Raw genomic sequence first — 15,093 nt, 5'->3', positions numbered from 1 at the left:
CCAGAGCTACGTCAGCGTGAGCGCTACGGCGTCAGCGTGAGCGTCTGGTCCGCAGCCGCCTTCACGGCCTTCGCCGAGAAGGGCCACGGCCGGGTCCGGCCGACCGCCCACAATCGCGCCTGGTCCGCGTAGTGCGGGTCGAACGCGTGCCCTGAGGCACCGGTGAGGTTGATCCACGTGCTGCGGTCGAGGTCGCCCAGGTCGACCACCATCCGCATCGAGGGCGCCCGGTCGACCTGATAGCCGGCCGAGGCGTCCCAACCGGTCGCGTCGACCACGCTCGATCCGCCGCCGAGTGGGAACGGCCCGCGGTTGAACAGCCACTCGATCGGCGCGACGCCGGACGACCCGAACGAGGCATTGGCGAGCTCCAGCGTGTGCAGGCGGTCCCAGCGCCAGCTCGCCGGGTCGCCGCCGAGGGCGCTCTGGGTCTGGCTCCAGGCCTGGTTCGCGGCGTACGCGATCATGTCGTCCCGGTCGAGCGTGCCGAGGCGGCTGTCCGCCCACCACGCCGAGTTCGGCTGCGCCACGAGCGACTGCACGACCTGGAACCAGCGGTCTCCGCCGGTCGGCGGCGCGTCGGCTGGGAGCTTGCGCCCGAACGCGTCGGCGAGCAGGTTCTTCCAGAACACCGCGAAGTAGGCCGCCGCGGCGCTGTCGCCGTCGTCGTGGTAGTTCCAGCCGCGCAGCAGCGCCGCGCCCTTGGCGACCCCGGAGGTCGGATCGGCCTTCGCGCCGGCGGCGACGATCAGAGGCGCGAGGGTGGCCGCGTTGGCGTCGTAGGTGTCGGCCTGGATGGCGGACATGTCCGCCGAGGTCAGTTTGCGCCCCGTGCCGATGAGCTTCGTCAGGCGCAGCTGGATCTGGTTCGCGCGGTAGCCGGCGTCCCAGTCCTGCGTGATCATCGCCGGGAACTGCGGGCCGACGGCGGCGTTGTTGGCCGTGACGATGTACCCGCTGGGCGGGTTGAGGACGCTGGGGAGCTGATCGTACGGGACCGAGCCGGCCCAGCCGTACTCGCTGGTCCAGCCGGGCACCGGAACCGTCCCGTCGCCCTTCGCGCGCACCGGGATACTCCCGGGCGCCTGGTAGCCGATGTTGCCGTCCACGTCGGCGTAGAGGAGGTTCTGCGACGGCACCTGGAACGACGCCGCGGCCGCCCGGAAGCTCGCCCAGTCGTGCGCGGTGTCGAAGGCGAAGATCGCGCCGGCGGTCGGGCCGGGCGTGAGCGCGGTCCACTCCAGCGAGAGCTGGAACGCCTGAGCGGGCACGCCCAGTTTGCCGGCCTGGTCTTTGGCGATGACGCCGTAGCCGTCGCTGAGGTCGGTGATGATCGGGCCGTGCCGGGTCGAGCGCACCGTGATCCGGACGTCCGGGCCTCCCGCGACGTGGATCGTCTCGTGCTGGATGGTCAGCGGCACCTGCCGGCCGTCGTACTCGTAGGTGTCGCCGCTGACCTTCTCGACGTAGAGGTCGGCCACGTCCGGCCCGAGGTTGGTGAATCCCCAGGCGATCCGGGCGTTGTGGCCGATGATGACGCCGGGGAACCCGGAGAAGCTGAAGCCGGCGACGTCGAACGGGCACTGCGCGTCGACGACCGCGCAGTGCAGGCCCACCTGGTACCAGACCGAGGGCATCACCGTGCCGAGGTGCGGGTCGTTGGCGAGCAGCGGCTTCCCGGTCGCGGTGTGGGCGCCGGAGACGACCCAGGAGTTCGAGCCGATGTCGTCCCCGGCCGGGCCCATCAGGGTGGGGACGCCGTGGAGGCTGGCGGCCACCTGCTCCAGCCGGCTCCGGTACTGCGCGGTGGGCACGACCGCGAGCGCGGCCGTCGCGTCCGTGTCGCCGGCCGACGCCGAGGACGGCGCCTTCGAGCCGGCCGGTGCGGCGTCCGGCGTGACCGCGCCCGGCGTCCCGCCGCCGAGCGCGGTGATCGTCGGGTGCCCGCTGAAGTCGTAGGCGGGGTGCAGCTCGGCGATCTCCTGGGGCGTCAGCTTCGTGGCCAGGAGTGCCCGGTCGATCTCGTCCTCCAGATTGGAGCGGAGGTCCCACGCCATCGCCTTGAGCCAGGCCACCGAGTCGGCGGGCGTCCACTGCGCGGGATGGTAGCCCGGGTTCTGGATGCCGAGGATCGCGTACTCGAGCGACAGCTGCGCGCCCGAGTGGGTGGCCAGGTAGGCGTTCACGCCGTCGGCGTAGTCCTGGTAGTAGCGCAGCGAGGTCGGGTCGAGCTGCTTCACCTCCTGCTCGGCGACATCCCGCCAGCCGAGCGTGCGGATGAAGGTGTCCGTGGGGATCTGGCTCGCGCCGAACAGCTCGGACAGCCGGCCGGCGGTGACGTGGCGGCGGAAGTCCATCTCCCAGAACCGGTCCTGCGCGTGCACGAAGCCCTGTGCGCGGAAGAGGTCGTCGGCCGTGTGCGCCGTGATCTGCGGCACCCCGGCGGAGTCGCGCGTGACGGTCACGGGCGCGCTCAGGCCGCGCACGTGCAGCGAGCCGGAGGTCTGCGGGAACGCGAGGGTGACCGTCCACACCGCGAGGCCGCCCGCGAGGAGGGCGAGGACGAGCAGCGCGGCGAGCGTGACTCCGACGGTGCGCAGCACGCGGTGGTGCAGCCTCAGCCGGGGAGTGTCGTCGCCCACGTCGCCTCCCGTCGGATCGCCCGGGATGTCGCCCGGCGCGTCTTCGGACTCTAACCCACGCGGGTGTCGGACCGAAGAAGCGAACCGGGGTCAGCGCGAGGTCAGCGCGGCCCAGGCCATCCGTTCGAGCACGGGGCGCACCGAGGCGTCGGCAGCGTGCGCGGCTCCGGCGCGCGCGGAGTGCGGCGTGGAGTTGATCAGCCCGAACGTCGCCTGGACGCGCACGCGCAGCTCGTCGGCGGCGAGCGACGGGTGCAGCTCGCCGAGCACTTGCATCCAGAGCTCGACGTAGCGGCGCTGCAGGGTGCGCACCGCGCGGCGGTCCTCCGGGGCGAGGGCGTCGAGGTCGCGGTCCTGCACGCGGATGGTGTCGGCCTCCGTCAGTGCGAAGTCCACGTGGAAGGCGATCAGGCCGCGCAACGCTCCCGCGGGGTCGGCCGCGTTGCCCACGACCGCGGCGCCGCCGTCGAGCAGGTTCTCGCTGACGCCCACCAGCAGGGCCGCGAGCACGGCCTGCTTGGACGCGAAGTGCCGATAAACCGCCGGGCCGCTGACCCCGGCGGCGGCGCCCAGGTCTTCGATCGAGACGCCGTTGAAGCCGCGCTCGGCGAACTTGCCGGCCGCGGCCGCCAGCAGCGCGGCGCGCCGGTCGGCCTTCGCCTGGCTGCGCTGGGTCGGCCGCGCGAGCGGGTCGGCCGGTACGGTCTCGGTCATCTCGGTGCGGTCTCGGTCATGGGGGACTCCCAGGTGCGGGCTGGACATTCGGGTTAATGAACACTAACCTAAATTCGAGTTAGTGACCACTAACTCATGTCGATGAGGACACGGGAGCACGATGCCTGCCCTGAGCACGATGCCCGACCAGAACGCGACCGCCGCCCCGACCGAGCCGGCGGGGAACGACGCCGCCCAGCGCGCGCTGGTCGCCGACCTCCGCGAACGCCTCGCCGTCGCCGCGGCCGGCGGCCCGGAGCGCGCCCGCGAGCGCCACGTCGCCCGGGGCAAGCTGCTACCGCGCGACCGCATCGACGCGCTGCTCGACGAGGGCAGCCCGTTCCTGGAGATCGCCCCGCTGGCCGCGACCGGGATGTACGGCGACGAGAGCCCGGCCGCGGGCGTCATCGCCGGTATCGGCCTCGTCGAGGGCCGCCACGTGATGATCGTCTGCAATGACGCCACGGTGAAGGGCGGCACCTACTACCCGATGACCGTCAAGAAGCACCTGCGGGCGCAGGAGATCGCGCTGGAGAACCACCTCCCGTGCGTCTATCTGGTCGACTCGGGCGGCGCCTTCCTGCCGATGCAGGACGAGGTCTTCCCCGACCGCGACCACTTCGGCCGCATCTTCTACAACCAGGCGCGGCTCTCTGCGGCGAAGATCCCGCAGATCGCCGCGGTGCTCGGCTCGTGCACCGCGGGCGGCGCGTACGTCCCCGCCATGAGCGACGAGACCGTGATCGTCCGCAACCAGGGCACCATCTTCCTCGGCGGGCCGCCGCTGGTGAAGGCCGCCATCGGCGAGATCGTCACGGCCGAGGAGCTCGGCGGCGGCGACCTCCACGCTCGCACCTCCGGCGTCGTGGACCACCTGGCGGAAGACGACGAGCACGCGCTCGGGATCGTCCGCGAGATCGTCGCGACCCTCCCGCAGCCTGCGGCTCCCGCGTGGGAGGTGCTGGCCACCCGCGCGGCGATCGCCGACCAGGAGGAGCTCTACGGCGTCGTCCCGGTCGACGTGCAGGCGCCGTACGACGTGCACGAGGTCATCACGCGGCTGGTGGACGCGGGGGAGTTCAGCGAGTTCAAGCCGGAGTACGGCACCACGCTGGTCACCGGCTTCGCGCACCTCCACGGCCACCCGATCGGCATCGTCGCCAACAACGGCGTGCTGTTCAGCGAGTCGGCGCTGAAGGGCGCGCACTTCATCGAGCTCTGCGACCAGCGCGGCATCCCGCTGGTCTTCCTGCAGAACATCTCCGGCTTCATGGTCGGCCGCGACTACGAGGCGGGCGGCATCGCCAAGAACGGCGCCAAGATGGTCACCGCCGTCGCCACCACCCGGGTGCCCAAGCTCACCGTCGTGATCGGCGGCTCCTTCGGCGCGGGCAACTACTCGATGTGCGGCCGGGCCTACTCGCCGCGGTTCCTCTGGATGTGGCCGGCCTCCCGCATCTCGGTGATGGGCGGCCAGCAAGCGGCCAGCGTGCTCGCCACCGTCAAGCGCGACCAGCTGGACGCCCGCGGCGAGGAGTGGAGCGCGGAGGACGAGGCGGCCTTCCGGGCGCCGATCGCCGCGCAGTACGAGGACCAGGGCAACCCGTACTACTCGACCGCCCGGCTCTGGGACGACGGCGTGATCGACCCCGCGGACACTCGCACGGTGCTGGGGCTGGCGCTCGACGTCTGCTCCCGCGCTCCGCTGCCCGACACGGCCTTCGGCCTCTTCCGGATGTGACGACGATGACCGACTTCTCCTCCGTCCCGTTCGAGTCCGTCCTGGTGGCGAACCGCGGCGAGATCGCCTGCCGCGTTATCCGCACGCTGCGTCGCCTCGGCATCCGCTCGGTCGCCGTCTTCAGCGACGCCGACCGCGACGCCCCGCACGTCCGGCTCGCCGACACCGCGGTCCGGATCGGTCCGGCTCCGGCGCGCGACAGCTACCTCTCGGTCGAGGCGATCGTCGACGCCGCGCGCCGCACGGGCGCGGCGGCGGTGCATCCCGGCTACGGCTTCCTGTCCGAGAACGCGGCGCTCGCCGAGGCCTGCGAGGCCGCGGGCATCGTCTTCGTCGGCCCGGGCGTGCACGCGCTGGAGGTGATGGGCGACAAGATCTCGGCCAAGCAGGAGGTCGGCCGCTCGGGCGTGCCGACCATCCCCGGGATCGCGGAGCCCGGCCTCGGCGACGAGGAGCTCGTCGCGGCCGCCGAGCGGATCGGCTATCCCGTGCTGGTGAAGCCCTCGGCGGGCGGCGGCGGCAAGGGGATGCAGGCGGTGCACGCGGCAGCCGAGCTCCCGGAGGCGCTGCGCGCGGCCCGTCGCGTCGCGGCCGCGGCGTTCGGCGACGACACGCTCTTCCTGGAGCGGCTGGTGGAGTCGCCGCGGCACATCGAGGTCCAGATCGTCGCCGACCGGCACGGCGCGGTGGTCCACCTAGGCGAGCGCGAGTGCTCCCTGCAGCGCCGCCACCAGAAGGTGGTCGAGGAGGCGCCGTCGCCGCTGCTCGACGCCGCGACGCGCTCCCGGATCGGCGAGGCCGCCTGCCGGGTCGCCGCGAGCGTCGGGTACGTCGGGGCCGGCACCGTGGAGTTCCTGGTCTCCGCCGAACGACCGGACGAGTTCTTCTTCATGGAGATGAACACCCGGCTCCAGGTCGAGCACCCGGTCACCGAGTTGGTGACGGGGGTCGACCTGGTGGAATGGCAGCTCCGCGTCGCCGCGGGGGAGCCGCTGGGCTTCGCGCAGGACGACATCCGGCTCAGCGGGCACGCCGTCGAGGCGCGCGTGTACGCCGAGAACCCGGAGCGGGACTTCCTCCCAGGTGACGGCGCGGTGCTCGCCCTGCGCGAGCCGTCCGGCGACGGCGTCCGCGTCGACAGCGGGCTCGCCGCAGGGACGCGCGTGGTCACCGATTACGACCCCATGCTCGCCAAGGTCATCGCCTGGGCGCCCGACCGGGCCGGCGCGCTGGCCCGGCTCGACCGCGCCCTCGCGGGCACCGCGGTGCTGGGCGTCGTGAACAACATCGCCTGGCTGCGCGACCTGCTGGCCGACGGGGAGGTCCGTGCGGGCAGCATGGACACCACGCTGATCGACCGGCGGTTCTCCGCGCTGGAGCAGGTCCCGGCGTCCGCCGCCGAACTCGCGGCGGCGGCGCTGCTGGCGCACCGCGAACGGGAGACGTCCGTCCCCGGCGGCGTCGGAGCCCTGTGGGGCGCACCCAGCGGCTGGCGGCTCGGCTCGCCGCGTCCCGTCCGCTACGACGTGGACGGCACGACCGTGCACGTCGTCGGCGAGCACGTGACCATCCCGGGACCGGACGGCGAGCCGCACAAGCACACTGCCCGGATCGCGGTGCAGCCCGGCGCGACCGGCGAGCCCGAGACCGTCATTCTCGACCTCGACGGTGTGGTCACCCGCTTCGACGCGGCCCGTGACGGCGCCACCGTCTGGCTCGCGCACGGCGGCCGCTCCCGCGCTCTGCGGCTGCGGACACCCGCCGAGCGGCTGGCCGCGGCGCTCGCCGCCCGCGAGCGCGGCGAGGCGGCCGCGCATCCCGAAGTGCGCTCGCCCATGCCCGGCACCGTCGTGGCCGTCCCGGTCGCGTCCGGCGCCTCGGTCGAGGCGGGCGACACCGTGGCCGTCGTGGAGGCCATGAAGATGGAGCACCGCCTGGTAGCCCCCATCGCCGGCACCGTGACGGTGAAGGTCGTGCCAGGCGACCTCGTGAAGCTCGACCAGCTCGTCGCCGTCGTGGACGCGCCGGAGGCGACCGCCGTCGAGGCCGACGCCGAAACCATCCAGAACGTCCCGCCGACCCCGGCGGACACCCCCGAGCCGACACCCGCGGCCGCCACATCCCACGGCGAGCACGCCGCGGCAGGGACCGTCACCACAACAGACAGGAATCTCCGATGACCATGCAGATGTCACGCCCCGAACTCGACGTCGCCGGCTTCGAGCTCACCGACGAGCAGCGGCGCCTCCGCGACGAGGTCCGCGACTTCGCCGACACCGTCGTCGCGCCCGCGGCGTACGAGTACGACACCAAGCGCAGCCTCCCGTACGACATCATCGCCGAGATGGGCCGGATGGGCCTGTTCGGCCTCCCGTTCCCGGTCGAGTACGGCGGCCAGGGCAAGGACTACCTCTCGCTCTGCCTCGCGGTCGAGCAGCTCGGCCGGGTGGACCAGTCCATCGGCGTCACACTGGAGGCCGGGATCGGGCTCGGCGCGATGCCGATCTTCCGCAACGGCACCGAGGAGCAGAAGCAGGAGTGGCTGCCGATGCTGGCGCGCGGCGAGGCGCTCGCCGGGTTCGGGCTGACCGAGGCCGAGGCCGGCTCCGACGCCTCCGGCACGAAGACCACGGCGATCCTGCGCGACGGCGAGTGGGTCCTCAACGGCAGCAAGCAGTTCATCACCAACTCCGGCTCCGAGATCACCAAGCTCGTCACCATCACGGCGGTGACCGGCGAGGAGCGGCGCGCGGACGGCTCGGTCAAGAAGGAGCTCTCGGCGATCATCGTCCCGACCGGCACGCCCGGCTTCGTCGCCGAGCCGGTCTACGACAAGGTCGGCTGGCACACCTCCGACACCCACCCGCTGACGCTGACCGACGTGCACGTGCCCGAGGCCAACCTCCTCGGCGAGCGCGGCCGCGGGTACGCCAACTTCCTCCAAACTCTCGACGAGGGCCGGGTCGCCTTCGCCGCGCTCTGCACGGGCGCCGCGCAGGGCTGCCTGGAGGAGGCGGTGCGCTACGCCACGTCGCGCAACGTCTTCGGCCGGCCGATCGGCTCCAACCAGTACATCGCCTTCAAGATCGCGCGGATGCAGGCGCGGGTGCACGCGGCGCGGCTGGCGTACTACGACGCCGCGTTCAAGCTGATGGCGGGCAAGCCCTTCAAGATGGAGGCCTCCATCGCCAAGCTGGTCGGCAGCGAGGCCGCGATGGACAACGCCCGCGACGCGACCCAGATCTTCGGCGGCTACGGGTTCCTCAACGAGAACCCGGTCGCCCGGCACTACCGCGACTCGAAGATCCTGGAGATCGGCGAGGGCACCTCCGAGGTCCAGCTCATGATCATCTCGCGGGCCCTCGGCTTCGAGGCCTGAAGTCCCCAACCGCCGAGTACGTAGATGATCTGGCGACTCGGCGGTTTGGGCGGTAGTTTTCCCGTACTCAATGGCGGGACACAGCTCGACGGTGAGAGGTAGGGAGATGCAGCGTGATCGATAAGACGGTGGCGAGCGCGCGGGAGGCGGTGGCCGACATCCCGAGCGGCGCGAGCCTGGCCGTGGGCGGCTTCGGGTTGTGCGGCATCCCGAGCGCGCTGATCCAGGCGCTGTTAGAGGCCGGCACGACCGACCTCGAGGTGGTCAGCAACAACTGCGGCGTGGACGACTGGGGGCTCGGCCTCCTGCTCGCCCAGCGCCGCATCCGCAAGATGATCAGCTCCTACGTCGGCGAGAACAAGGAGTTCGCGCGGCAGTTCCTCTCCGGCGAGTTGGAGGTGGAGCTGACCCCGCAGGGCACGCTCGCGGAGAAGCTGCGGGCGGGTGGCGCGGGCATCCCGGCGTTCTACACGCCGGCCGGCGTCGGCACCCAGATCGCGCTCGGCGGCCTGCCGCGCCGCTACAACGACGACGGCTCGGTCGCGGTCGCGAGCGAGCCGAAGGAGGTGCGCGAGTTCGACGGCGCGTCTTACGTCCTGGAGCGCTCGTTGCGTCCCGACTTCGCGCTCGTCCACGCGGCGAAGGGCGACCGGCACGGCAACCTGGTCTTCCACGCCGCCGCGATGAACTTCAACCCGCTGGCGGCGATGGCCGGCGGCATCACCGTCGCCGAGGTGGAGGAGCTGGTCGAGCCGGGCGAGCTCGCGCCGGGGGAGGTGCACCTGCCCGGGATCTTCGTCCAGCGCGTGGTGCACGCGCCGGGCGTGGAGAAGCGGATCGAGCGGCGCACGGTCGCCGCGCCGGCCGAGGCCCCCGCCACTACTGCCCCCGCCCAGGCAGGGAGCGCCCGATGAGCCTCACCCGCACCGAGCTCGCCGCCCGGGTGGCGCAGGAGCTGGAGAACGGCCAGTACGTCAACCTCGGCATCGGCATGCCGACGCTCATTCCGAACTACATCCCGGAAGGCGTGGAGGTCATCCTGCACTCCGAGAACGGCGTGCTCGGCGTCGGCCCCTACCCGGCCGACGCCGACGTCGACCCCGACCTGATCAACGCGGGCAAGGAGACCGTCACCGTCAAGCGCGGCGCCGCCTACTTCGACTCGTCGCTGTCGTTCGGGATGGTGCGCGGCGGCCACGTGGACGTCGCGGTCCTCGGCGCGATGGAGGTCTCGGCGGCCGGCGACCTGGCCAACTGGATGATCCCCGGCAAGATGGTCAAGGGCATGGGCGGCGCGATGGACCTCGTCTTCGGCGCCAAGCGGCTGATCGTGATGATGGAGCACGTGGACAAGGAGGGCAAGCCGAAGATCCTCGCCGAGTGCACCCTCCCGCTCACCGGCACCGGCTGCGTGGACCGGATCATCACCGACCTCGCCGTGATCGACGTGACCCCGGACGGGCTCGTGCTGCGCGAGACCGCGCCGGGCGTGACGGTCGAGGAGGTCGTCGCCGCGACGGGGGCGCCGCTCGCGGTGGAGCTGCCGGACGCCATGAAGGGAGCGGCGTCGTGAAAGAAGTCGAGCAGCGCGGCCTCTACTACGAGGAGTTCGAGCTGGAGACGCGCTATCTGCATCGCCCGGGCCGCACGGTCACGGAGGCCGACAACGTCCTCTTCACCACGCTGACGATGAACACGCAGGCGCTGCACCTGGACGCCGCGTGGTCCGCCCGGCAGCCCTTCGGCGAGCGGCTGATGAACTCGATGTGGACGCTCGCGACGATCGTCGGCGCGTCGGTCGCCCAGCTGACGCAGGGAACCATCGTGGCCAACCTCGGGTTCTCGGAGGTCTCCTTCCCGCACCCGCTGTACCACGGCGACACGCTCTACTCGGAGACGACGGTGACCGCCAAGCGGCTCTCGGCCTCCCGTCCCGGCCAGGGGATCGTCACGCTGGAGCACACCGGCCGCAACCAGGACGGCGTGGTCGTCGCCACGGCGACCCGGCAGGTCATGGTGTGGTGCCGCGAGGCGCACCTCGGGACGAGCGACGAATGACCGTCGTCCCCGGCGTCGGCGCATTCCCGTGGGGCCCGGCGCTGCTGTTCTGCCCGGCCGACCGGCCCGACCGGTACGCCAAGGCGCTGGAGCGGTCGGACGCGGTCATCCTCGACCTGGAGGACGCCGTCGATCCGGCGCGCAGGGTGGCGGCCCGGGAGGCGCTCGCCGCGTCGGACCTCGACTCCGCGCGCGTGATCGTGCGGGTCAATCCGGCCGGCACCGACGACCAGGCCGCCGACCTCGCGGCGCTCTCGGTCACGCCCTACACGGCCGTGATGCTGCCGAAGGCGGAGCGCGCGGCCGACCTCGCCGCGCTCGACGGCCTTCAGGTGATCGCGCTCTGCGAGACCGCGGCCGGCGTGGTCGCGGCGGGGGAGCTCGCTGCCGCGGAGCAGGTCGTCGCGCTGATGTGGGGCGCGGAGGACCTGGTCGCCTCGCTCGGCGGCACCTCGAGCCGGCGCCCGGACAGTCGCTACCGCGATGTCGCGGCGCACGCGCGCTCGGCGGTGCTGCTGGCCGCCGGAGCCGCGGGGAAACCCGCTGTGGACACGGTTCACCTCGACATCGCGGACCTCGACGGGCTCGCCGCGGAGGCCGAGGACGCCGTCGCGGTCGGGTTCGCCGCGACCGCGTGCATCCACCCGTCGCAGGTGGAAACCGTGCGCGCCGCCTACCGGCCGGACGAGGCCCAGGTGGCCGAGGCCGTCGAACTCCTGGAGGCGGCCAGAGCTGCAGGCGGGGGAGTGTTCCGGCACAACGGCCGGATGGTCGACGGACCCGTGCTTTCACACGCCAGAGCGGTGCTCCGGAGGGCGACTAGCACGTCGTGATGAAACTGTGATGAACGATTTTTGCGCCGTTCACCCGTTTGGTCGTGCCGCGTCTGCGGCATGCCGTACTCTGCCCTTAACGTTCCGGAGCAGAGCACCCTCGAAACGATTCGAGCCCCGAATCTATCGTCCGCGTGAAGACCCGCTCGAACGACTGGAAGGGGGATGAGATGCCACAGTTGCTTCCCCTGCGCCTGCTCGAGAGCGTCGGCCTCCGCCATCCCGCCGCAGCGGTCGTCCCGGACGCCGACGGCACGTCGGATCAGTCGTCAGCGACGCCGAACCGCCCTGCCGGCGAGACCGCTTCGGCGTCGCCAGCGCAGCCGGCCACGACCTCCCCGCGTCCCGCCCTCGCGGCTGGGTCCCCGGCCTTCGCCGAGCCGTCCACCGACACCGGCGGGCCGCTCGACATCGACAGCGGCCTGGAGCGCACCGGCCCGCTCTCGATCATCGCCCCGCGCCGCATCGGCGAGAGCGACCTCGCGGTGTACCCGCTGTCGCTCGGAGCAAGCGTCTTCGGCTGGACGGCCGACGGCGACACGTCGCTCGCGATCCTCGACCGCTTCGCCTCGCGCGGCGGCGACTTCATCGACACCGCGGACAGCTACGTCGGCGGGCGCAGCGAGGTCCTCATCGGCAAGTGGATGCGCGAGCGCGGCAACCGCGACGACCTGGTCGTCGCCACCAAGGTCGGCCGGCACCACGAGAACCCCGGACTCGGCTCGGTGAGCATCGTGCGGGCGGTGGAGGCCTCCCTCGAGCGCCTGCAGACCGACCACATCGACCTGCTCTACTTCCACGACGACGACCCCGAGGTTCCGCTGGAGGACAGCCTCGCGACCGCGGAGTGGCTCATCGAGACCGGCAAGGTCCGTTACCTCGGCGCGTCCAACTTCAGCGCCGAGCGGCTCATCGAAGCGCGCATCCTGTCGTCGGCCGGGCTGCCCAAGTTCGTCGCCATCCAGACGCAGTACAACCTCATGCACCGGGCCGAGTTCGAGAGCGCGCTGCGCATCGTCGCGGCCGCCCAGGGGCTCGCGGTGATGCCGTACTACGCGCTGGCGAACGGCTTCCTCACGGGGAAGTACCGCTCCAAGTCCGACCTCAGTGCGGACGCCCGCAGCGTGCGCGCCTCCGCGTACGTCAACCGCAAGGGCATGCGCGTGCTCGCGGTGCTCGACCGCATCGCGGCCGAGCACGGCGTCTCCCCGGCGAGCGTCGCGATCGCGTGGCTGCTGGCCAAGCGCACCATCGTGGCCCCGGTGGCGAGCGCCAGCCGCCCCGAGCAGGTCGACGGCCTCATGGCCGCCGCCGGCATCCGCCTCACCCGCGCCCAGATGCTCGACCTCGACCGCGTCTCCGAGTAGGCCCGCCGGTCGCCAATTCCGGAGGCCCGTCCGGCCACGCCGCCCTAATCTCCGTAACTCCGGAATCGGGCTCCGTTTCGGCCTGCATCCCCGGAGTTGCCGACGCCAGCCGTTCTCCGTAACTCCGGAGATCGGCCGCAGACCCGGCCCGGTCTCCGGAGTTACGGTACGCAGGGCGGCGTGGCGGGCCGATCCTCCGGAGTTACCGACCGGCTACGCCTCGGCGAGGATGCGGTCGAGCGCGCGGTGCAGGGCTGCGCCCGCTGCGATCGGGTCGCCCACGTAGCCGCCCGCCAGGGCGCCGTCGCGGGCGAGGATGAGGTCGTCCGCCGCGTCACCCGGTCGCGGGTGGCCGATCCGGCGGAACAACTCCTCGATGTGCTTCGCGTACCAGTCCCGGTGGGCGGTCACGGCGACGCGCACCGGGTGGTTCTCGTCGGCGAACTGCGCCGCGGCGTTGATGAACGGGTCGCCGCGGAAGCCCGGGCGCACCGCCTCGGCGTTGATGGAGTCGACGAGGGCGCGGGCGATCGCCGTCGGGTCGGACAGCTCCGCCTCCTTCTCGGCGAACCATTCCCGCACCTGGCGGTCCCGGCCCTCGACATAGGCGATGATCAGGAGGTCCTTGGAGCGGAAGTGCTTGTAGAAGGTCGCCTTCGTGACCCGGGCGCCCGCGATGATGCGGTCGACGCCGACCGTGTGGATGCCCTCCTGGTAGAAGAGCTCGTCGGCGGTCGCGAGGATCTTGATCTTCGACGGTGCGGGCGGCCGGATGGTCGCGCGGGCACTTACGACCATCTGGGTCGCTCCTCTCTCCGGGAGACCGTGGCGCCTCCGCTCTTCTCTGAGAACCTCCCCGACCGGTCCAAGGGGGGACGACCGGTCGGGGTGGTCACTTCAGTATAGTCGTAGACAGACCAGTCTGTTTGTCCTCATTTTCCCAGTCTCCGCGATCGATCGAGCGCTGGCGTAGGGTGGAGGGGATGAACAGCGCAGTCGACCTCCCCCTCGGTCTGGCCGACCTCGCTTTCGCCGCATCCGGCGAGGCCCTCGTCCGCCGCACGATCCTGCCGAACGGCGTCCGCATCCTCAGCGAGCAGGTGCCCGGCGCCCGGAGCGCGACCCTCGGCTACTGGGTGGCCGTCGGATCCCGCGACGAGATCGCCGACGTGGCGGGCAGCCTCGGCTCCACGCACTTCCTCGAGCACCTGCTGTTCAAGGGCACGCGCACGCGCACAGCCCTCGACATCGCGGTGTCCTTCGACTCCGTCGGCGGCGAGCACAACGCCATGACGGCCAAGGAGTACACCTGCTACTACGCCAAGGTGCAGGACCGCGACCTCCCGATGGCGGTGGAGGTCATCGGCGACATGCTCACCTCGTCCGTCCTCGACCCCACCGAGTTCGAGAACGAGCGCGGCGTGATCCTCGAAGAGCTGTCGATGGCCGAAGACGACCCGGCCGACGTCGCCAACGAGCGCCTCTTCACCGCGGTGCTCGGCGACCACCCGCTCGGGCGGCCGATCGGCGGTCGGCCCGACACCATCCGCGCGGCGACCCGCGACGCGGTGTGGAGCCACTACCGCGCCAACTACCGACCGCGCGACCTGGTCGTGACGGCCGCCGGCGCGGTCGACCACGACGTGCTCGTGGCCGGTGTGCAGCGCGCACTCGACGCCGCGGGCTGGGACCGGGACGAGGTGGCTGCGCCGGTCGACCGTCGTTCGAACGATCAGGCGACGATCGAGCGCGGCGCCCCCGTCGTGACCGTGTCCCGGCCGATCGAGCAGGCCAACCTCATCATCGGCATGCCCGGCATCGTCGCGACCGACGAGCGCCGCACCACGATGAGCGTGCTCAACTCCGTCCTCGGCGGTGGGATGTCGAGTCGGCTGTTCCAGGAGGTCCGCGAGAAGCGCGGGCTGGCCTACGCCGTCTACTCGTTCTCCGGCTCCTACTCGGACGCCGGCGTCTTCGGGCTCTACTCGGGCTGCGCTCCGGCGAAAGCCCGGCAGGTCGCCGAGCTGATGCTCGCCGAGCTGCACCGCCTCGCCGACGGCGGCGTGACGGCCGACGAGCTGCGCCGCGCCGTCGGCCAGCTCTCCGGGGGCGCGGCGCTCGCCCTGGAGGACTCCGACACCCGGATGTCGCGGCTCGGCCGCGCAGAGATCAGCCTGGGGGAGTTCGCCGACCTCGACGAGAGCCTGCGGCGCCTCCACCTCGTCACCGCCGGTGACGTCCGTGAACTCGCACGGGACCTGGCCGACCGCCCGGTCTCGATCTCCGCGGTGGGTGGCGTCGACGACGACGTCTTCGCGGGCCTCGTGGCCTGACCGCCTGTCTCCCTACTCGTCACATC

General features: G+C 71.9%; 12 protein-coding genes. 9 read left to right on the top strand and 3 right to left on the bottom strand.

Translation table 11 applies throughout. The features are described from left to right. Positions 1-23 precede the first annotated feature (23 nt). Together AC1ROW_RS11575 and AC1ROW_RS11570 are read right to left on the bottom strand one after the other, a co-directional pair. A complete protein-coding gene (locus tag AC1ROW_RS11575; protein WP_493019058.1) occupies positions 24-2,642 on the bottom strand; it encodes a penicillin acylase family protein in 2,619 nt (872 codons plus the stop codon). Positions 2,643-2,732: 90 nt separating this feature from the next. After that, a complete protein-coding gene (locus AC1ROW_RS11570; RefSeq protein WP_493019057.1) occupies positions 2,733-3,356 on the bottom strand; it encodes an SACE_7040 family transcriptional regulator in 624 nt (207 codons plus the stop codon). Between the two features lie 139 nt (positions 3,357-3,495). Between AC1ROW_RS11570 and AC1ROW_RS11565 the strand changes: the two genes are divergently transcribed. The 8 genes from AC1ROW_RS11565 to AC1ROW_RS11530 all read left to right on the top strand — a co-directional run bounded on the left by AC1ROW_RS11565 (position 3,496) and on the right by AC1ROW_RS11530 (position 12,734). After that, positions 3,496-5,097: a carboxyl transferase domain-containing protein gene (locus AC1ROW_RS11565; protein ID WP_493019056.1), complete on the top strand. Its 1,602-nt coding sequence runs from the start codon at positions 3,496-3,498 to the stop codon at positions 5,095-5,097. Positions 5,098-5,102: 5 nt separating this feature from the next. Next, a complete protein-coding gene (locus AC1ROW_RS11560; protein ID WP_493019055.1) occupies positions 5,103-7,277 on the top strand; it encodes an acetyl/propionyl/methylcrotonyl-CoA carboxylase subunit alpha in 2,175 nt (724 codons plus the stop codon). After that, entirely contained in the window at positions 7,274-8,476 is a 1,203-nt protein-coding gene (locus AC1ROW_RS11555; RefSeq protein WP_493019054.1) for an acyl-CoA dehydrogenase family protein, read from the top strand. The genes AC1ROW_RS11560 and AC1ROW_RS11555 overlap by 4 nt, the downstream gene beginning before the upstream one ends. A gap of 113 nt (positions 8,477-8,589) precedes the next feature. Beyond that, entirely contained in the window at positions 8,590-9,390 is an 801-nt protein-coding gene (locus AC1ROW_RS11550; protein WP_493019053.1) for a CoA transferase subunit A, read from the top strand. After that, positions 9,387-10,049: a CoA transferase subunit B gene (locus tag AC1ROW_RS11545; protein ID WP_493019052.1), complete on the top strand. Its 663-nt coding sequence runs from the start codon at positions 9,387-9,389 to the stop codon at positions 10,047-10,049. Before AC1ROW_RS11550 ends, AC1ROW_RS11545 begins: the two co-directional genes overlap by 4 nt. Next, the gene (locus AC1ROW_RS11540; protein ID WP_493019051.1) at positions 10,046-10,534 is read left to right on the top strand and encodes a MaoC family dehydratase; all 489 of its coding nucleotides are present in this window, start codon (positions 10,046-10,048) and stop codon (positions 10,532-10,534) included. The genes AC1ROW_RS11545 and AC1ROW_RS11540 overlap by 4 nt, the downstream gene beginning before the upstream one ends. Next, positions 10,531-11,367, top strand: coding sequence for an HpcH/HpaI aldolase/citrate lyase family protein (locus AC1ROW_RS11535; protein ID WP_493019050.1), 837 nt, complete (start codon positions 10,531-10,533; stop codon positions 11,365-11,367). Before AC1ROW_RS11540 ends, AC1ROW_RS11535 begins: the two co-directional genes overlap by 4 nt. A gap of 170 nt (positions 11,368-11,537) precedes the next feature. After that, positions 11,538-12,734 (top strand): aldo/keto reductase, encoded by a 1,197-nt coding sequence (locus AC1ROW_RS11530; protein ID WP_493019049.1) that lies wholly within the window; start codon positions 11,538-11,540, stop codon positions 12,732-12,734. Between the two features lie 213 nt (positions 12,735-12,947). Here AC1ROW_RS11530 and AC1ROW_RS11525 read toward each other — a convergent pair whose 3' ends face one another. Next, on the bottom strand, positions 12,948-13,532 hold the full coding sequence (locus tag AC1ROW_RS11525) for a TetR/AcrR family transcriptional regulator (protein ID WP_493019048.1): 585 nt from the start codon (positions 13,530-13,532) through the stop codon (positions 12,948-12,950). Between the two features lie 185 nt (positions 13,533-13,717). Between AC1ROW_RS11525 and AC1ROW_RS11520 the strand changes: the two genes are divergently transcribed. Next, positions 13,718-15,067, top strand: coding sequence for a M16 family metallopeptidase (locus tag AC1ROW_RS11520; protein ID WP_493019047.1), 1,350 nt, complete (start codon positions 13,718-13,720; stop codon positions 15,065-15,067). The last annotated feature ends 26 nt before the right edge of the window (positions 15,068-15,093 follow it).

It is taken from the genome of Leifsonia sp. GW821-FHT13C09 (assembly GCF_058806435.1).
The sequence above is the reverse complement of the archived record's forward strand: the minus strand, read 5'-3'. Positions and strand labels throughout refer to the sequence as shown.